Raw genomic sequence first — 20,687 nt, 5'->3', positions numbered from 1 at the left:
CACCCCGGAATTCCGCAACGAACCTTTTTTTGTGCGTAGACCGGGCAATCGTCACGAATCGCTGAGGAATGCCGCCCCATACTCCCGCGCATCCGCAGCGGCCCGCTTTGGCATAAACTTCGCGCGCCCCGCCCCGCGCGGTCCGTACTACGAGGTAGCGAATGACCCAGGACACCCCCCGCGACGACAGCCTGCTGGGCCTGCTCAAGGGCGTCGAAGACTTCAGCCACAAGGTCTTCCCCGAGAGCCAGAAGCTTTTCAGCGAACTGGCCGAAGGCCAGAGCCCGCACACGTTATTCATCACCTGCGCCGATTCCCGCGTGGTTCCCGAGATGATCACGCAGACCCAGCCGGGCGAGCTGTTCGTCTGCCGCAACATCGGCAACATCGTGCCCGCCTATGGCGAAATGCTGGGTGGCGTGTCCGCGGTCGTGGAGTTTGCGGTGGCCGTGCTGCGCGTGCGCCACGTGGTGGTGTGCGGACACACCGATTGCGGCGCCATGAAGGGCCTGCTCAATCCGGATTCCACCAAGGACCTGCCCACCGTGGAAGCCTGGCTGCGCAACGCGCAGGCCGCACGAAGCGCGGTCTTCGCTCGCAAGGTGGACGGGCCCGACATGCTGGGCACAGTGATCGAGGAAAACGTGCGCCTGCAACTTGCCCACCTACGGACGCATCCGGCCGTGGCCGCCGCGCGCGCCAATGGGGAGCTCAACCTGCAGGGTTGGGTCTACAACATCGGCGACGGCAAGGTCTCCGTGCTGGACGAAACCAGCGACCACTTCGTGCCTCTGGCGGAGGCGATCAAGCGCGAGAACGGCCAATGATCCTGCCCGGACGGGCGCACGTCGGTCACATTCTCCGTTACGTCGGCCGTCCGCTGGTCTGGCTGCTGGCATGGGACGTCGCCGTCACGGCGGTCTGGTACTTCGTCGGGCCTGGCTGGGTGGAGTTTCCCGCGCTGCCGCTCACCCTGCTCGGCTCGGCCGTGGCGGTGTACTTGAGCTTCCGCAACACCACCGCCTATGCACGCTGGTGGGAGGCTCGCACGCTGTGGGGTGCGATGGTCAACGCATCGCGCACCCTCGCGCGCGATGCGCTCACCTTGCTGCCGGATCGCAGCCTGGCCGTCACGGTCGCCCATCGGCAGATCGCCTATGTGCATGCCCTGCGCATGCATCTGCGTCGGCAGGCCCCGTGGGAAGAACTGGAAGCCCACCTCGGCACCGACGAGTTGAAGCGCCTGCGCAGCGTGGCCAACGTGCCCAATGCCATCCATGCGGACACGGCCGTCCTGCTGCCTGAAAGCCGACCCGATCCGATCCTGCTCGCCACGCTAGCGCGCACGATGTCGGACATCAGCAACGCACAAGGCGGCATGGAGCGGATCAAGAACACGCCGCTGCCGCAGCAGTACGCGACCTATCCTGCCATCTTCACCCACGGTTTCTGCCTGCTCTTGCCGCTGGGCCTGGTGGAAAGCCTGGGTCTGTACACGCCGCTGGGATCCACGGTCGCGGGCTTCCTGTTTCTTGCCCTGCTGCAGATCGGTAACGACATGCAGAACCCGTTCGAGAACAAGGAAGACGACGTACCGCTCACCACGCTCACCCGAAGCATCGAGATCGATCTGCGCGACATGCTCGGCGAGCATCACGGGCTGGAGCCGGTCAAGCCGGTCGACGGCATCCTTTGGTGACGTACCGCCCGCTTCGGCGGGCACCGTGACCCCTGGCACGGGACTTCTACTCCGTAAGCGATTTCAATCGATACAAATCCCGATCCCGGAGATCTGCCCTTGCGCGTCGCACGCCCGCTCGTTCTCGTCGCCGCCCTCCTCCCAGCCCTGGCGACGGCTGCCACTGGCCCCGCCGATCTCGTCAATCCGCTGATCGGCACGAGCAACGGCGGCAACGTCTTCCCGGGCGCGGTGGTGCCGTTCGGGATGCTCCAGTTCAGCCCGGAAGCGTCGCCGCTGCCAGGCAAGAAGGCGCCGATCGCCGCGCCGGGCGGGTACGAGTACCGCGCCACCGCCATCCGCGGTTTCAGCCTCACCAACGTCGAAGGCTGGGGATGTGCGGGCGGCTCGGGCGACGTGCCGATCATGCCGATCACGGAAGATGTGACCGCCTCGCCGTCCACCGACTTTCGTCATACCTATGCAGCCACGTTCTCGCATACCAACGAAGTAGCGAAGGCCGGGCACTATCGCGTCGCCCTGGATAACGGCGTGGGCGTCGATCTCGCCGCTGCGCTGCACTCGGGCGCAGCGCGCTTCGCCTTTCCCGCCGGCAAGCCCGCGAACGTGCTCGTTCGCGTCTCCGATTCCGAAGCCGGTTCGGAGCATGCATCCGTGTCGGTGGATAAATCCCATCAGCGCGTCACCGGCGAAGTTACCAGCGGCAACTTCTGCGGCTATATCAACGAGGCCGACCGGCGCAGCTACTACACGCTGTATTTCGTTGCGGAGTTCGACCAGCCGTTTGCATCGGCGGGCGCGTGGCACGACACCACCGTCACCGCGGGCGACACACATGCCGAAGGCGGTACCGGATACGGCCCCAAGGGCTTCCCCGAAACGGGCAAGGGCTCAGGTGCGTGGGTGGGCTTCGCCAAGGGCGTCGGCGCGGTAAACGTGCGGGTGGGTATCTCTTACGTCAGCGCCGCCAACGCGCAGGCGAATCTCGATGCGGAAACGCCGCGCGGCACGACGTTCGATACGGTGCGCGATCGCGCCGTCGCCGCGTGGAACGCACGTCTTTCGCATATCGACATCGAAGGCGGTACACCGGACCAGCGCTCGGTGTTCTACACCGCGCTCTATCACGCACTCATGCACCCGAATGTCTTCAGTGACGTCAATGGCGAATACCGCGGGTTCGATGGTGAAATTCATCGCGTCGCCGGCAAGCAAAAGGCGCAATACGCCAACTTCTCCGGCTGGGACGTCTATCGCTCGCAATTGCCGCTGGTGGCATGGTTGGAGCCGAAGACCGCCAGCGACATTGCACAAAGCCTCTACAACCAGGCGCAGCAGAACCACGGCGTATGGGATCGCTGGACACACAATAACGGCGGCACGCACGTGATGAATGGCGATCCCGCTGCCGCCGCGCTCGCGGGCATCGTCGCGTTCGGCGCACGCGATTTCGACATGCACGGCGCACTCGCATCGCTCGCACACGCGGCGGACCACCCCACCGCACTCGACACCTCGCACGATGGCTGCGAAGTGGAATGCGTCGGGCAGCGCCCTGGCTTGGATACCTGGTTGAAGCTGCATTACATCCCAGTCGGCGCTCCAGCCTGGGGCCCCGCTGCCGACACGCTGGAAACCGTGGCCGCCGAGTTCGGCATCAGCGCCCTGGCGGCGCGGCTTGGCGACACGGCCACGTCGACACGCTTCCTCGAACGCGCGCAGTACTGGCGCAACCTGTTCGATCCGAAGGCCACGCCCGAAGGCGGCTACATCCGTAATCGAAACGCCGACGGCACCTGGGCGCTCGTGCAGGACGACGACAAGGTGCCGCCGCACGCGTTCACGCCATCGACCGAAGACGGCTTCGTCGAAGGCAGCGCAGCGCAATACGTGTGGATGGTGCCGTTCAACGTCGGCGGCCTGTTCGATGCGATGGGCGGCCGCGACAAGGCGCGCCAGCGATTGGACGCCTTCTTCTACCAGCCCGACGGCAGCTTTGCCGTCACGAAGTCCGGACCGCTGCATGCGGAACTCGACAATGAACCGTCGATTGGCACGCCGTGGCTGTACAACTTCGCCGGCCAACCGTGGAAGACCCAGGAACTCGTGCGCCGCGTGCTCGATACGATCTGGCTCAACGCCCCCAACGGCATCCCGGGCAACGACGATCTCGGCGAAATGTCGTCGTGGTACGTGTTCGCTGCCCTCGGCATCTACCCATCCATTCCCGGCCGCGCGGAAATGGTGGTGGGCAGCCCGATCTTCACCCGCGCCGTGGTACATCGCGAGGGCGGCGACGTGACGATCGAGGCGCCGAACGCCGGTCCGGGCAAGCCGTACGTCACCGCCTTGAAGGTCGACGGCAAACCCACCTCACGCGCCTGGTTGCCGGAATCGTTCGCGCTGAAAGGCGGCACGCTGACGTTCGACCTGTCGAACACACCCAATAAGGCCTGGGCAACGAAGGCAGCGGATGCGCCGCCTTCGTTCGACGTCCGTCGTTGATCCTTATGGCGTGACTGTCACACCGCGGCGGTATCGCCGCGGCGCAACCGCAGTGCGTTAGCCACGACGGAGACGGAGCTCAAGCTCATGGCCAGCGCCGCCAGCATCGGGGAGAGCGTGATACCGAACAGCGGATACAGCACGCCCGCCGCCACAGGCACGCCCACCGCGTTGTAGACGAAGGCAAAGAACAGGTTCTGCCGGATGTTCGCCACCGTCGCCTCGGACAGCGCACGTGCGCGAGCGATGCCCGCGAGATCGCCACGCAGCAAGGTCACGGACGCACTCTGGATGGCGATGTCGCTGCCGTTGCCCATACCGATGCCGATGTCCGCCGCCGCAAGCGCGGGCGCGTCGTTGACACCGTCGCCGGCCATCGCGACGACCGCACCCTCGGCTTTCAATGTGCCGACAAGGCGAGCCTTGTCTTCCGGGGAAACGCCTGCGTGGACGTCGTCGATCGGCAGGTCACGTGCGACGGCCTTCGCGGTCGCTTCGTTGTCACCGGTCGCCATGATCAAGCGCACCCCTGCCGCGTGCAGGGCATCGAGGGCAGGTTTCGTCGAGGCCTTCACCGCGTCCGCCAACGAGACGCATGCGGCGAGCCGGCCGTCGATCGCGAGATGCATCGCGGTCGCGCCCTTGGACCGCGCCTGCGAGGCAAATGCCTCCGCCGCGGCGATATCCACGCGTTCGTCCTGCATAAGCTTGGCGTTACCCAGCGACACGTCGTGGCCGTCCACGCGCCCGGTGACGCCTCGGCCCACGAGCATCTGGAATCCCGTTACCGCCGGGATGGCGATGCCTTCGTTCTCCGCGCCTGTAACGATGGCCGCGGCCAACGGGTGCTCGCTCGGTCGCTCGACGGCCGCTGCGAAGGCCAGGACTTCGACGCGCTCATGTCCGAAGCAGCGAACATCCACGAGCGCCGGCCGCCCCTCGGTGAGGGTGCCCGTCTTGTCGAACACCAACGTGGTGACCTCACGCAGGCGCTCGATCGCCGCGGCATCGCGAAACAGCACACCCGCCTTCGCACCGCGACCACTCGCCACCATGATCGACATCGGAGTGGCGAGACCGAGTGCGCAGGGACAGGCGACGATGAGTACGGATACTGCCGCGACCAGCGCGTGCGCGAGCGCCGGCTCGGGCCCTACCCACCACCAGACGGCAAACGCGAGTAAAGCCACGGCGACGACGACGGGCACGAACCAGGCCGCTACTTTATCGGCCAGCCGTTGCAACGGCGCGCGCGAGCGTTGTGCCTCCGCCACCATGGCGACGATGCGAGACAGCACCGTGTCGGCGCCCACGCGATCCACGCGCATGATCAGTGCGCCGTGCTGGTTCTGGGTACCGCCGGTCAATGCATCGTGCGGCTTCTTGGCAACCGGCATCGCCTCGCCGGTCAGCATCGATTCGTCGACGTGACTCTCGCCTTCGAGCACGCTGCCGTCGACCGGCACTTTTTCGCCGGGCCGCACGCGCACGCGATCGCCTGCGCGAAGCGCATCCAGCGGCACGTCGTCTTCCTTGCCATCGTCACCGATGCGCCGCGCGGTGGTCGGCACCAGACCGAGCAAGCCGCGCAGTGCGTCGCCCGTACGTCGCCGCGCACGCAGTTCGAGGAAATCGCCCAACGTCACCAGCGTGACGATGACCGCCGCCGATTCGAAATACACGGCCACATGACCATGCATGTCACGCATGCCGAGCGGAAACAGCGCCGGCAACGCGAACGCCACGGCGCTGTACACCCACGCCACGCCGGTACCCAGCGCAATCAAGGTGTACATGTTCGGCGACCACGGCATCAGCGAGCGCCAGCCGCGGGCAAAGAACGGCGCGCCGCCCCACAGGACCACCACCGTCGCCAGCAGCGCTTCGGTCCAGCCAGCGATCGCATCCCACGGTGCCGGCCACATCCAGCCGAACAGATGCGGCCCCATGGCGACGAGCAGCACCGGCAAGGTCAACGCGGCCAGCAGGCCGAGACGACGGCCGAGCGCGCGGACCTCGCCATCGTCGTCATCCAGAGACGGCATGGCCGGCTCCAATGCCATGCCGCATTTCGGGCACGAGCCGGGACCTTCCTGACGCACCTCGGGGTGCATCGGACAGGTGTAGATGGTGCCTGCCGGCACGGGTGCCTCAGGCTTCTTCGGCTCAAGATACTTGGCCGGATCCTGCATGAAACGCTCGCGACACCGAGCGCCACAGAAGGCGTAATCGTGGCCCTCATGCGTAAAGTGGTGCGGCGTCTTCGCCGGATCGACGTGCATGCCGCAAACGGGATCGAGCACGGTCGCGGCGATATCGGCCGCGCCGTGCGAGCAACAGCTGTGGCTCATGCTTCCGGCTCCGCCAGGGCCTTCAGAATCGGGCAGTCTTCCGGCGCCCCATGCCCCGGGCAGGCCTCCACCAGCTCGGAGAGCCCATCGCGCACGCGCTGCAACTCCGCGATGCGCGCGTCGATGGCCCGCAAGCGCGCCGCGGCGCGCTCGCGCACGCCTTCAACCCCGCCGTGCCGGTCAGCCGAAAGCGCCAGCAGGTCGCGGATTTCCTCCAGCGTGAAGCCAAGATCCTTGGCGCGCCGAATAAAGCGAAGCCGCGCCACGGCGCCCTGGTCGTACTCCCGGTACCCCGAGGGCCGCCGCCGCGGCTCGGGCAACAGCCCTTCCCGCTCATAGAAGCGAATGGTGTCGATAGCCACGCCCGCGCTCTGCGCGACGCGTCCGATGGTGAGGGCTGGTTGAGTGGTCATGGGGCAAGTCTAGACCCTTGATCTAGGTCTAGAGTCAAGCATATACGCCAGGCTGGCTTTGTCGAGCTCCTTTTACCTTGTCACCTGGGCGTGTTACGCGTGCATCGGAGTGGCTACCTACCCGGATCACCCTGTGCATCAGCCACCATCATGGATGCACCTCCCGAAGACGGGAAGCGGGAACGATGCCCTCCCATCCGTCCGCCAACGTGATGGGTGTCTGCACAAAATCCGGGGGTTCGCCACGACTTGCATGTACCAGAGCCAGCCCTTGCGGATGACTTGCTGCCCATGCCTTGGTGTTCGCAACGATGGGCAGCGGCTTCGGCAAGCGGGCAAGATAGGTGACCATGCCGGGCTCGTCACTCACCGCGACGACGACGATGTCACGACGTTGCAGATCGCTGACGGCGTCGGCCAGTTCCTGGGGATCCATGTGCGCTTTGACGTGCGTGCCGATCAGCAGCACCGCGGAGATGACTGCGAGCAGGCTCGCCAACGACGACGCCGGGAGCTTCTCGGAGTCCTTGGCGGTTCGCAGGTGACGTACGGCCCATGCGCCAAGGGTAAGCAGCACCGCCGACATAAGTGCAGCAACGTACCATGTCGCATTGCCGCGCATGCCAATGACGGCGTTGGCGACCGGCCACGCCCATGCCACCGCGGTAACGACGAGAACGATCCAGACTCGCCGATGCGACAGGAATGCCTCGTCAGCGGCGTAGAACTCAGCGAGCAGGAGCGCCATGCCCGGCAACAGTGGCAGCAGGTAGTGAATCTGCTTGCCGCTGATGAGCGAGAACGCCACGAACGCCGGCAACGATGCGGCGATACCCAGCCGGCCGATGCGAGTCTCGATCACACGCCTGCGGTTGGCCCATAGACGGCGCCAACGCCACAAGAATGTCCACGGCAACAGAAACGGGATGACCCACGGCAGATACCACAGGGCACTTCGCCTGTGCGCGAAGCTCTCCGTCACACGCCCTACCGACTGGTGGGCAAGTGTAGTGATGACCGGTACCCCATTAAGGCGCAATGCGCTCGTCACCGCCCATGCTCCCAATGGCACGCAGGCTATGACAATGCACGCGGCGATACCAAATGCCATGGATACCGGTCGCTCAAGCGGACCAGCGTGCCACCAGCGGACCAGCGCCAGCGGGCCGGCCAGATGCAAAAGATACACCGGTCCCTTCATGAGCAGCCCAAGCGATGCAGCGACCAGAATCACCGCGCAGCCGCGCCAACGCGACCCTTGCGCCGAAATCACGATACCGAGCAGTCCCAACGCAACGAAACACACCAGCGGCACATCGAACATGGCAATGGGCGTGAACGCCCCGAACACGACGAAGGGCAACATGATCCAGCCGGCGGCAACGGGATCGCGGTGATGCATTTGCCGCGCGATCGCCACGACCGTCGCCACACTGCCGACGGCGCAGACGATGACTGGCAGGCGAGCAGTGAGGGTCGAGACACCCAGCAGGCTCCAGGCGACATTGACGAGCCAGAACAGCAGAGGTGACTTGTCCATATAGGGCTGACCATTCAAGGTCAGTGCAAACAGGTCGCCCGTTCGGTGCATTTCCCAGGCGATCGAGAGATAACGCGTTTCGTCGATGGGGACGACCGGGAGCACCGCAGCGGGCAATAGCCAGAGGAGCGCGACCAGCCACGGACGGTCACGCCACCACTCGAACGTCGCGCGGGAAGGAGTCATGCGCGGCAGCCTAGTTGGCCCCGCTTAGGGGCAACTGAGATTTTATGCCGGTCGCGTGCAGGCGAAGCCGCGCCAACGGCAAGAAGTCCATCGATCGGTGTCACGAACCTGCAACGGTTGTTACGAAACCACCGTTGGATCAAGCTGGAGCCAAAAGACCGTCCCACCGCCGCCCTCGCCGTCACCCGATCGGCTAGAGTCATCAGCATCCCGCTCTTTGTTGGAATCGCTGCCCTCTCCTCGCCACTGCCACCGCATGCCCGACTTCTTTCGCCTTTCGCTCGACGCGCTGGACCGTGGCCTGCCCGCCGCATTCGCGCGATATTTCGATCCGCGCGATCCGTCGGATTCGGACTTCGCGCGACACGGCTTCGTCATGGCGGCGTCCCTTGCGCGCGCCGTGCCGAAGCGTCAGGCGGAATTTCTGGCCGGGCGACGCTGCGCCATCGCGGCGCTACGCGAACAAGGGTGTTCCGTCTCAGACATCGCCGTCGGCGCGGATCGGGCGCCTGTCTGGCCACAGGGTTTCCTGGGCAGCATTACGCATAGCGACGGCGTCGCCGCGGCAGTGGTCACGGGAGACTCCGATTTGCGCGGGGTCGGCATCGACATCGAGCGGATACCGGCCGCCTCCGGGCTCGATGCGCTGCGCGAACTTGTCCTTGTCGACGACGAACGTCGGACCATGGACGTGCTGGCCGGCGAGATGGGGATAGCCGCGGCCCTGACCACGGTGTTCTCTGCCAAGGAGAGCTTCTACAAGGCCACGGCGAAAACGGTGGGCCGAGTGTTCGATTTCAGCGCCGTGCGCGTGCTGGGTATGGGCGACGCCGGCCTGCTGGACCTCGTGGTCAACGAGGATCTCGTCAGCGGCTTGTCGCGCGGCATGCGGTTCCATGCCAGCGTGACCTGGCTGGACGAGCGCATGGTAATGACCGCCTGCGCGTGGTGACCGTCGCGTCGAACCGCCACCACGCGCCGCGTCTGGCTCATCGCGCCTCGGGCAGGGGATCCGCCATCGGTACCGACGCCGTGCCACGGCGCATCGGGTAGTCCGCGAACATCATCCGGTAGCTCGGCCAATACGCATGCAGCAGGATTGCATGCAGCGCACCCACGACGATCAGTGCGTAGTACCAGTGCAGATCGAACGCGTAGAACAGACACAGCACGGCCGTGATCGGCGCCAGGATGGCCGTGCCGAACGCCGGCTTGAGATTGAGCACGAGGCTCAGGCCGCCGATCGCCTCCACGCCTTTCAGGAACACCCAGAAATACGCGGTGTGTTGCAGCATGCCGTGGAACGATGCCAGTTCGGATTCGCCCGTGAGGTAGATGTGGAAGCCCATCTCCAGCACGCCATCGACGGCGCCAAAGACGTAGAGGATACCAAGCAGGTAACGGGCGATCGTCTGGTGCCATTTCAGTCGCATGGTTCAGTCCTGGTCGTAGGAAGAAGGGTTCGTGGTCTGTCGCCAGTCCATGGCGATCGCGGTGGCAGCGGGCTCGTCCAACATCGAGAAATGTCCTGCGGCCACCTCAACGATGCGCAACGGGCCAGGCAGCCAGGCTTTCCAGCCATGGTCGGCCGGCATGTCAGGGCGGACCTCGTTTGTGGCGCGATAGAGCGTGACGGGTATCGCCGCACCCATGGGCGAAGGCACGTATCGCTCGTAGGCCTGACGGTTGGCATCGTGCACGGCACGCAGCGTGTCGAGCTGCTGCGTGCCAACCTCGATGCCTCTCGCTCGAAGTACTGACGGCCATTCGCTCGTCGGCATCGCGGCGAGTTCATCGGCGGGCACATCGACGTCCCTGCCCATGAGACTGCCGATCTGCTGGCACAGCGCACGAAACGCTTCTGCCTCGCCACGCGGCATGTCGGCGGTCTGCACCGTGGGAAACGCGTCCAGCAAGGCCAGGCTTTCCACCTGCTCGCCCTGCGCGAGCAGCAGCCGTGCCGTTTCGAAAGCCACCACACCTCCGAACGAATGACCGAGCAGTCGGTAAGGGCCATGCGGCTGCACGGAACGTATCGCTTCGGCGTTGATGGCTGCTGCCTGCTGGACCGCCGTAGCCGGTGCCGAGATGGCATCCAGTCCGGCAGCCTGAAGGCCGAAGACCGCTTGCTCCGTGCCCAGGCTCTGCGCCAGCGCCCGAAACGACAGCACGTTGCCGCCCACACCGGGCATGACGAACAAGGGGAGCCGTCCCGAGGCCGGCTTGATGGGTACCAACACACCCTGGGCTGGCGCCGCATGCAGTCGCTGCACCAGTTCGGCGAGGGTTGGCGCATGGAACAAGGTGGCGATCGGCAATGCGCGCGCCCACGACTGCTCGATGCGCGCCATCAAACGGACCGCGAGCAACGAATGACCGCCCAACTCGAAGAAGTCGTCATCTCTGGCGATGGCATCTACCGGCAGGTCGAGTACCTCGGCCCACAGCGCAGCCATATGTCGCTCGTCGTCGGTGGCCGGAGGCATGCGATCCGTGCGTGCCGCAATCGTCACGTCGATGTCCGCCAAGGCACGACGATCGGTCTTGCCGCTGGTCGTGGTGGGCCAGTCGGCAACGGGAACGAACGCCGACGGCAGCATGTACGCCGGCAACATGCCAGCGACATGCGCGCGCAAGGCGTCCTCGTCCACCACCGCATCGGTCGCCGGATGGTACGCGGCAATCAATCGCTGTGCGCCGCCCTCCCCTTGCACCACGACCGCTGCGTTCTCCACGCCTTCGTACGCCTCAAGGCAGGCCTCGATCTCGCCCAGCTCGATGCGTTGACCACGCAGCTTCACTTGTGTATCGATACGGCCGAGGTAGTCGATCGTGCCGTCGTCGTTCCAGCGGGCGAGGTCACCCGAGCGATACATCCGCTCGCCCGATACGAACGGGTCGGCGACGAAACGCTCGGCCGTCAGTTCCGGACGTTTGAGGTAGCCACGCGCGAGACCGTCGCCCGCGATGTATAGCTCACCGGCAACGCCGACAGGTTGGGGCTGGTTCAAAGCGTCAAGGATGTAGATACGCAGATTGTCGATCGGCGCGCCGATGGGAACGTGCGTGGTCGGTACCGCGGCGCAATCGTGCGCGGTGACGTCAATGGCCGCCTCGGTCGGACCATACAGGTTGTACAGGCCGGCCTGCGGAAAGCGTTCGCGGTAGGTCATCACCGCACGGCGTCCGAGTGCCTCGCCGCTGCAGATGAGCCGCGTCACGCGGTCGTGAACCGAGTGCCCGTTTTCCAGGAAGACCGTGAGCATGGACGGCACGAAATGCAAGGTCGTCACGCCGAAGTGGTCGATCGCCCGGCGTAGATACGCCACGTCGCGATGACCGCCAGGCTCGGCGACGGCGATGCAGGCGCCTGTCATCAGCGGCCAGAAGAATTCCCAGACCGACACGTCGAAGCTGTAGGGCGTCTTCTGCAACACCACATCCGCGTCGGTCAGCGCATAGGCCCGCTGCATCCAGACGAGGCGATTGACCAGCCCGCGGTGTTCGTTGAGCACACCCTTGGGACGACCCGTCGAGCCCGACGTATAGAGCACATAGCAAAGATCGGTCGCTGCGGCCGGATCGGCCAGTGCCACGTCTTTGGCGTCCGCTTCGATGGCGGCCCACTCGCTGTCCAGACAGCGCAGATGCACGTCGCGGCCTTCCAGCAACGGCGCGATCCGCTCGCGCAGATGCGCCTGCGTCAACACCACCGGCGCTTCGCTATCGGCCAGCATGTACGCCAGCCGCTCGCTCGGGTAGTCCGGGTCCAGGGGCAGATACGCCGCACCGGCACGCACGATGCCCACGATCGCCACCACCATCGCCAGCGACCGTTCCGCACACAGGCCCACGATGCGGTCCGGACCGACGCCGCGCGCCTGCAGACTGCGCGCCAGCACCTGACTGCGCACATCCAGCTCGGCGTAGGTCAGCGAGCCTTCCTCGGCCACCACCGCGATCCGCTCCGGCGTGCGCGCCATCTGCGCCACCACGAAATCGTGGATGCGCGCCTCGCGCGGGTAGGCCCGCTGCGTGGCATTGAAAACGCCCAGCACCTGCGCGCGTTCGACCGCCGGCAGATAATCCAGCCTGCCGATCGCCTGCGTCGGTGCCGCCAGTGCCGCTTCGCCCAGGCACGACAGATGCCCCACCATGCGCTCGATTCGCGCCCGCTGGAACAGGTCGGTGGCATAGGTGATCGTGGCGCTTATGCCGTCTCCCTCTTCCACGAACTCCAGACTCAAGTCGAACTTCGCGACGTCGTGTGCCAGTTCGAACGGCGTCACCCCTTCGGGCATCGCCACCGCCGCGGTGTTCTGCAGGATCACCATCACCTGGAACAGCGGGCTGATCGCCCGGTTACGCTGCGGACTGACCGCCTCCACGATCCGCTCGAACGGCGTGTCCTGATGCTCGTAGGCGTCCAGGCAGGTGCGCATGGTCTCGGTCAGCAGCGCCTCGAAGCCCGCCGCGCCATCGACTCGGGTACGCAGCGGCAGCGTGTTGACGAACATGCCGATCAGGCCTTCCGTCTCCGCGTGGCGGCGATTGGCGATCGGCGTGCCGATGCAGATGTCGTCCTGCCCGGTGTAGCGATACAGCAGCGCCTGCACCAGCGCGAGCAAGGCCATGTACAGCGTGGCGCCCTGGGCGTCCGCCTGGGTACGCAAGCCGCGCACCAGGGCCGCATCGAGCGTGAAGGCGACCGATGCCGCGTCGCTGCCGCGTTCGGCGGGGCGTGGATAGTCCGTCGGCAGGGCCAGCGATTCGGGCATCCCGGCCAGTTGTCTGGTCCAGTAGTCGAGCTGGCGAGACAGCCCGCCGCCCTCTTCCAGCCAGCGCCGCTGCCAGATCGCATAGTCGGCGTACTGGATGGGCAAAGCCGGCAGCGACGCGTCCGGATCGGCCAGCAGCGCGCCCAGTTCGGATAACAAAATGCCTGTTGACCAACCGTCGCCCACGATGTGATGCATGGTGAGCATGAGCACGTGGTCGCCTTCGGACACCGTCACCAGCAAACCGCGCAGCAGCGGGCCCGCAGCGAGATCGAACGGCGTCGATGCTTCCGTAAGGCATAGCCGTTGCGCTTCAGCCAAGGCGTCCCCCGGCGCACGGGCAGAGAGATCGACCGCGACGAACGGTATCGCGACATCCGGCAGAACGCGCTGCTTCGGCTCGCCATTCACCAACGGGAACACGGTACGCAGCGACTCGTGGCGCACGGTCAGACGATGTATCGCATCTGCTACCGAAGCAGCATCCACGCGACGCAATAGGCGCGCCGCCAACGGCATGTTGTAAGCCGTGCTGGCCGGTTCGAGCTGTTGCAGGAACCACAGGCGTTCCTGCGCGTAACCGAGTACCACGTCGCCCACGCCCCGCTCTGCTCTCAGTGGCAGCAGATCGGATGGCGTGGCCTTTTGCACACACGCGGTCAGATCCTTGAGCAAGGGATAGGTGAAGATATCGCGCAGGGGAAGCTCGACGCCAAACACGTGTCGAATGCGCGCCACCAGTCGTGTCGCGAGCAACGAATGGCCGCCGAGGTCGAAGAAGTCGTCTTCGATGCCGATCTGGTCGGACGCCACTCCGAGAACCGCTGCCCACACCTCCACCATGTGCTGTTCGTCGTCGGTGGTGGGTGCGACACGCAAGGCGCGCGACGCCACCGCGACCTCGATGGCGGCGAGAGCACGCCGATCGGTCTTGCCGCTCGTCGTCGCCGGCCATGTCGCAAGCGCCATGAACAGCGAAGGGACCATGTACGCCGGCAGCGCCCGCATGGCATGTTCGCGCAGCGCCTCGTCGGCGGACTCGGCACCCGCAGCCAAGCGGTAAAACGCGACGAGGCGTTGGCCAGTACCCTGCCCTTGCACGATGACCGCGGCTTTTTCGACGCTTTCGTGCGTTTCCAGGCACGCCTCGATCTCGCCCAATTCGATCCGCTGACCGCGAAGTTTTACCTGCGTATCGATACGGCCGAGATAGTCGATGGTGCCGTCGTCGTTCCAGCGGGCCAGATCGCCCGAGCGATACATGCGCTCGCCGGCCACGAACGGGTCGGCGACGAAACGCTCGGCCGTCAGGTCCGGTCGATTGAGATAGCCTCGCGCCAGCTGGTCGCCCGCGATGAAAAGCTCTCCCGCCACACCGAGCGGCTGCGGCTGGTCATGCCGATCGAGAATATAGATGCGGGTGTTATCCAGCGGACGTCCGATCGGCACAACCACCGGTACGTCGCCATCGCATTCGTAGGCTGTTACGTCGATGGCGGCTTCGGTCGGCCCGTACAGGTTGTACAAATGTGCATGCGGGAACACGGCCTTGTAGCCGCGAGCGACCGCTGCGGGCATGGCCTCGCCGCCGCAGAACAGATGCTTGACCGAAGGATGCTCACCGCGCGCATGTTCCAGGAACATGCTGACCATGGATGGGACGAAGTGCAGCGTCGTGATGCCATGGCGATCGATGAGCGCATCCAGGTACGCCACGTCGCGGTGACCACCCGGGACCGCAAGCACCAGATGCGCGCCGACCATCAACGGCCAGAAGAACTCCCATACCGACACGTCGAAGCTGTACGGGGTCTTCTGCAGAACGACATCGTCCGGCGATAGCCCATACCGATGCAGGCGCCAGTGCATCTGGTTCACCAGGGCGCGGTGCTCAGTCAGTACGCCCTTCGGCAGGCCGGTCGAGCCCGACGTATAGAGCACATAGCAAAGATCGGTCGCTGCGGCCGGATCGGCCAGTGCCACGTCTTTGGCGTCCGCTTCGATGGCGGCCCACTCGCTGTCCAGACAGCGCAGATGCACGTCGCGGCCTTCCAGCAACGGCGCGATCCGCTCGCGCAGATGCGCCTGCGTCAACACCACCGGCGCTTCGCTATCGGCCAGCATGTACGCCAGCCGCTCGCTCGGGTAGTCCGGGTCCAGGGGCAGATACGCCGCACCGGCACGCACGATGCCCACGATCGCCACCACCATCGCCAGCGACCGTTCCGCACACAGGCCCACGATGCGGTCCGGACCGACGCCGCGCGCCTGCAGACTGCGCGCCAGCACCTGACTGCGCACATCCAGCTCGGCGTAGGTCAGCGAGCCTTCCTCGGCCACCACCGCGATCCGCTCCGGCGTGCGCGCCATCTGCGCCACCACGAAATCGTGGATGCGCGCCTCGCGCGGGTAGGCCCGCTGCGTGGCATTGAAAACGCCCAGCACCTGCGCGCGTTCGACCGCCGGCAGATAATCCAGCCTGCCGATCGCCTGCGTCGGTGCCGCCAGTGCCGCTTCGCCCAGGCACGACAGATGCCCCACCATGCGCTCGATTCGCGCCCGCTGGAACAGGTCGGTGGCATAGGTGATCGTGGCGCTTATGCCGTCTCCCTCTTCCACGAACTCCAGACTCAAGTCGAACTTCGCGACGTCGTGTGCCAGTTCGAACGGCGTCACCCCTTCGGGCATCGCCACCGCCGCGGTGTTCTGCAGGATCACCATCACCTGGAACAGCGGGCTGATCGCCCGGTTACGCTGCGGACTGACCGCCTCCACGATCCGCTCGAACGGCGTGTCCTGATGCTCGTAGGCGTCCAGGCAGGTGCGCATGGTCTCGGTCAGCAGCGCCTCGAAGCCCGCCGCGCCATCGACTCGGGTACGCAGCGGCAGCGTGTTGACGAACATGCCGATCAGGCCTTCCGTCTCCGCGTGGCGGCGATTGGCGATCGGCGTGCCGATGCAGATGTCGTCCTGCCCGGTGTAGCGATACAGCAGCGCCTGCACCAGCGCGAGCAAGGCCATGTACAGCGTGGCGCCCTGGGCGTCCGCCTGGGTACGCAAGCCGCGCACCAGGGCCGCATCGAGCGTGAAGGCGACCGATGCCGCGTCGCTGCCGCGTTCGGCGGGGCGTGGATAGTCCGTCGGCAGGGCCAGCGATTCGGGCATCCCGGCCAGTTGTCTGGTCCAGTAGTCGAGCTGGCGAGACAGCCCGCCGCCCTCTTCCAGCCAGCGCCGCTGCCAGATCGCATAGTCGGCGTACTGGATGGGCAAAGCCGGCAGCGACGCGTCCGGATCGGCCAGCAGCGCGCCCAGTTCGGATAACAAAATGCCTGTTGACCAGCCATCGCTGACGATGTGATGCATGTTGAGCATCAAGACGTGATCGTCGCTGGCGAGCCGAATCAAAACACAGCGGAGCAGCGGACCGTCCACCAGATCGAACGGGGTCGATGCTTCCGCGAGACACAACCGCTGCGCCTCACCGATGCGCTCGGCGGCGGGGATGACCGAGAGGTCCACGACATCCAGCGGCACCCTCGCCTCAGGACGTATGACCTGCCGCGGCTCGCCATCGACCGAGACGAACACCGTCCGCAATGCTTCGTGACGCTGCGCAATGCTGAGCAACGCAGCATGCAACCGCTGCGCGTCAAGTGGCGCGCGGAGGCGCGCTGCACCGGCTACGTTATAGGCGGCGCTGTCCTGTTCCAGTTGCTGCAGAAACCACAGGCGCTCCTGCGCCGGTCCGAGTGGCAAACTGCCCTCGCGCGGCATGGGCGGGATCGACTCCACCGGCATCGTGCGCGACGCCTGGTCGACAAGCCATGCCATCTCCCTAAGCAACGAGTGCGAGAACACAGCCCTTACGCCGATGTCTGCGTCGAACTGCTGACGAATACGGGCCAGCAAGCGCGTGGCGAGCAGCGAGTGGCCGCCAACCTCGAAGAAGTGCGATTCGCGGCTCAGGGACGTGACGGGCAGCCCGAGGAGTTCCGCCCAGACTTCTGCTATCGCTCGCTCGGTGTCGGTCATCGGCGAGGCATCGTCGCGCGCCGCATCCACGCGATCTACCACCGCAAACAAAGCCTGCGCGTCGACCTTGCCGTTGGGTGTCAGCGGCCATGCGGTGACTTCGACGCACGCTGCAGGCAGCATGTAGTCGGGCAGACGCTGACGAAGATAGGCCTTGAGATCCGTCGCAACATCCGCGGCCGTGGCCGTGGCCGTACCGACGCGCCTGAAGAAGGCAAGCAGGCGTCCGCCACCCACCTGGGTTTGCGCGATCACCATGGCGTCACTGACGTCGGGATGGGACGCGATACACGCTTCGATTTCTCCGGGCTCCACCCGGAAGCCGCGCACCTTGACCTGGTGATCCACGCGCCCGAGATAGTCGATCTGGCCGTCCTCACGCCAGCGCACAAGGTCGCCGGTGCGATACAACCGTCCTCCGCTACCGAACGGGTCCGACACGAAGCGCTCGCGCGTAAGCTCGTCCTGGCCGAGGTAGCCACGCGCTACGCCGTGGCCACCGATATACAGTTCGCCGGCCACGCCGATGGGCACAAGTCGCTGCCCCGCATCAAGGACGTAGGCATGCGTGTTATCGATCGGTCGACCGATGGGTGCACCGGCTTCCACGTTCCAGGCTTCGGCGGTGAGACGCGCCGCGGTACTGATGATGGTCGTCTCGGTCGGACCATAGGTATTGAACAGCGTCGCCGAAGGCATGGCCTTGAAGAACGCATCCACCTTGGCCGGATCGAGCCGTTCGCCACCGACGATCACGCGGCGCAACGTCGGCAAGGGGCTGCCGCTCGACACCAGTTCGTGGAACAGCGCGGTCGGTAGATTCAGTGCCGTAAGGCCGTGCTGCTGCGCGAGGACGCCGATGCCGCCAGGAGTAAGGACCTGCTCGCGATCGGTGAGCACGAGCGTACCGCCGGCGCGGAGAACGACGAGCACTTCTTCCAGGTACAGGTCGAAACCCATGCTGGAGACCATGAGCTGCACGTCGTCGTTCGCAAAGCCGTAGTAACGGCAGGCAAAGCGATTGTGGTTGACCAGCGAGCGGTGTTCGACGGCCACGCCCTTGGGCCGGCCTGTCGACCCCGACGTGAAGATCACATAGGCCAGATCGTCCGGCGCCGGGCCGGCACCGAGTGCGGCGAGCAGCGCGTCGAGACCATCGGCTACGGCCACTTGTTCGACCATGTCTTCCCAGGCGCCCAGAGCGATCACTGGCGGCAGCGCTTCGCCTTCGAGCCAAGCCAGGCCGTGCGGGTCGGCGACCACAAGCGACGCGCCCGCATCGGTCAGCGTCTGTGCCAGACGCCCGGGTGGGTGCCGCGGATCGAGTGGCAGGAAAGCGCATCCGGCAAGCAAGATACCCAGCAGACCGGAGACCATGGCGGGCGTGCGATCTACGCACAGCCCGACGATCTGCCCCGGCAGGGCGCCGCCCTCGCGGATCTGGCGCGCCGTGATTGCCGCTGCGCGCAGTAGCCCGTCGTAGGTCAGGTCGCCGAACGCGCTGCGCAACGCCACGACCGCAGGCGTGCGTACGGCCTGCGCCACAATGGCGTCGTGTGCGCGCTCGGCCGGGTCGATCGGCGCGTCCGTCTCATTGAATTCCGTCAGCAGCCGATGCCGCTCTCGGCCCAGGTAATCCTGCTCGGCAACAGGAACGTCCGGCCGTGCTACCAGCGCCGCGACCAGCGCGGCAAGATGCTTCGCCATGCGCTCGATACGCGACCGCGCGAACATGGCCGCATTGAATTCCACGACGACATCCGTGCCGCCGTTGACCGTGGTCAAGTCGAAGCTCAGGTCGAACTTGGCAATGCCCGTCTCGAAAGTCAACGGCTCGGAGCCCCATGCCGCAAGCGACGGCGTTTCCTCCTGCATCGCCACCATCACCCGGAACAGCGGTGTAGCCGCGAGATTTCGCTGCGTCGCGACGGCGGCGACGATCTGCTCGAATGGCGTGTCCTGTCGCGCATAAGCCTCGAGACAGGTCTCGCGCACCTGACGCAGGAGGTCGTGGAACGTGACGCCGCTCTGCAAGCGCATGCGTAATGGCAGCGTGTTGACGAACAAACCGATCAGCCCGGCCGTGTCTGCATGGCCGCGGTTGGCGACGGGCGTGCCAATACAGAAATCGTGCTGTCCCGCGTAACGATGCAGCAACACCGCCACTGTGGCGATCCAGGCCATGAAAGGCGTCGCGTCGGCGTCGCGCGCCAGGCGGCTCAAACCCGCGGTGACCAGCGCATCGAGCCGGAAGCGATGGGTGCCGCCGGGTGCCGTTGCGGTCGTGGGCACGGTGCCGTCCGTTGGCAGCGCGAGGGTCTCTGGAACACCGCGTAGTGTGTCGCGCCAGTAGTCCAGATTAGGATTGAAATGCGTGCCGCCCCCATGCTGGTTGCGCTGCCACGCTGCATAGTCGGCGTACTGGATGGGCAACGGCGAAAGCGCGTCGTCCCCACGTGTCATGAGAGCCGCAAGTTCGTCGACGAGAATCGGGATCGACCACCCATCGCCCACAATGTGATGCATGTTCAGCAGAACGACGTGATCGCTCTCACCGAGCCGGAAAATCGTGGCGCGGAACAACGGTCCGCAGGTGAGATCGAACGGCACGCCGGCTTCGGCGGCGCAGAGACGGCGGCACGCCTCCACGCGTGACGAGGGGGGCACGTCGGTCAGGTCGTGCACAGCCAATGGCACGTCCATGCGCGGCATGATGCACTGCCGTGGCGTGCCCTCGTCGCTCGCGAATACCGTACGCAGGATCTCGTGGCGCTGAACCAGCTTGGCGAGCGCCACAGCGAAGACTTCCGCATCGAGCGATGCGGCGATCCGTACGGCACCGGCGATGCTATAGCCGGCCGAATCCGGATCGAGCTGATCGATGAACCAGAGTCGCTCCTGCGCATGGCTCAGGGGAATCACGCCGTGCCGATCGGCGCGCGGAATGCGCCCGCCGCGCGCCCTCACGCGCTTCATGATCGCCACAATTTCGTCGCGATGGGTGTTTACGGCGGACCCGATATCCGTCGTGAACGAACCCGGCAACGCCAGGCAGACAAGGCGCTCACCATCCAGCCGCACTCGCACGCCGCGATCGGCGAGGTTCTTCAATAACGCGTGCACCGTCGTCATGCGCTTCCTGCCGCCCCTGATTCCGATAGAACCGCCACCCCCTGCCCGCCT

At 65.7% G+C, this 20,687-nt stretch carries 9 protein-coding genes; 4 read left to right on the top strand and 5 right to left on the bottom strand.

Going from position 1 to position 20,687, the window contains the following annotated elements; translation table 11 throughout:
- The first annotated feature begins 161 nt into the window (after positions 1-161).
- From IM816_RS06430 to IM816_RS06420, 3 genes are all read left to right on the top strand, one after another.
- Positions 162-827 carry a carbonic anhydrase gene (locus IM816_RS06430; RefSeq protein WP_250340239.1) on the top strand — a complete coding sequence of 222 codons (666 nt, stop codon included), beginning with the start codon at positions 162-164 and terminating at the stop codon, positions 825-827.
- On the top strand, positions 824-1,699 hold the full coding sequence (locus IM816_RS06425) for a bestrophin family protein (RefSeq protein ID WP_250340238.1): 876 nt from the start codon (positions 824-826) through the stop codon (positions 1,697-1,699). The genes IM816_RS06430 and IM816_RS06425 overlap by 4 nt, the downstream gene beginning before the upstream one ends.
- 99 nt (positions 1,700-1,798) lie before the next feature.
- Positions 1,799-4,204 carry a GH92 family glycosyl hydrolase gene (locus IM816_RS06420; RefSeq protein WP_250340237.1) on the top strand — a complete coding sequence of 802 codons (2,406 nt, stop codon included), beginning with the start codon at positions 1,799-1,801 and terminating at the stop codon, positions 4,202-4,204.
- Positions 4,205-4,221: 17 nt separating this feature from the next.
- Here the strand turns inward: IM816_RS06420 and IM816_RS06415 are convergent, their stop codons facing one another.
- From IM816_RS06415 to IM816_RS06405, 3 genes are all read right to left on the bottom strand, one after another.
- Positions 4,222-6,555 carry a heavy metal translocating P-type ATPase gene (locus IM816_RS06415; RefSeq protein ID WP_250340236.1) on the bottom strand — a complete coding sequence of 778 codons (2,334 nt, stop codon included), beginning with the start codon at positions 6,553-6,555 and terminating at the stop codon, positions 4,222-4,224.
- Positions 6,552-6,968, bottom strand: a complete 417-nt coding sequence (locus tag IM816_RS06410; RefSeq protein WP_072320532.1) for a heavy metal-responsive transcriptional regulator — start codon at positions 6,966-6,968, stop codon at positions 6,552-6,554. The genes IM816_RS06415 and IM816_RS06410 overlap by 4 nt, the downstream gene beginning before the upstream one ends.
- 148 nt (positions 6,969-7,116) lie before the next feature.
- On the bottom strand, positions 7,117-8,694 hold the full coding sequence (locus tag IM816_RS06405; protein WP_250340235.1) for an ArnT family glycosyltransferase: 1,578 nt from the start codon (positions 8,692-8,694) through the stop codon (positions 7,117-7,119).
- 256 nt (positions 8,695-8,950) lie between these two features.
- Here IM816_RS06405 and IM816_RS06400 point away from each other — a divergent pair, with 256 nt between their 5' ends.
- Positions 8,951-9,646: a 4'-phosphopantetheinyl transferase family protein gene (locus IM816_RS06400; protein WP_250340234.1), complete on the top strand. Its 696-nt coding sequence runs from the start codon at positions 8,951-8,953 to the stop codon at positions 9,644-9,646.
- Between the two features lie 37 nt (positions 9,647-9,683).
- Here the strand turns inward: IM816_RS06400 and IM816_RS06395 are convergent, their stop codons facing one another.
- Both IM816_RS06395 and IM816_RS06390 read right to left on the bottom strand, forming a co-directional pair.
- Positions 9,684-10,127 carry a hypothetical protein gene (locus IM816_RS06395; protein WP_072320529.1) on the bottom strand — a complete coding sequence of 148 codons (444 nt, stop codon included), beginning with the start codon at positions 10,125-10,127 and terminating at the stop codon, positions 9,684-9,686.
- 3 nt (positions 10,128-10,130) lie between these two features.
- The gene (locus IM816_RS06390) at positions 10,131-20,636 is read right to left on the bottom strand and encodes a non-ribosomal peptide synthetase (protein WP_250340233.1); all 10,506 of its coding nucleotides are present in this window, start codon (positions 20,634-20,636) and stop codon (positions 10,131-10,133) included.
- Between the last annotated feature and the right edge of the window lie 51 nt (positions 20,637-20,687).

The sequence above is a fragment of the Luteibacter flocculans genome (genome assembly GCF_023612255.1).
GTDB lineage: Bacteria > Pseudomonadota > Gammaproteobacteria > Xanthomonadales > Rhodanobacteraceae > Luteibacter > Luteibacter flocculans.
Note: the sequence above shows the minus strand (reverse complement) of the source record. Positions and strands in the feature narration are given on the sequence as shown.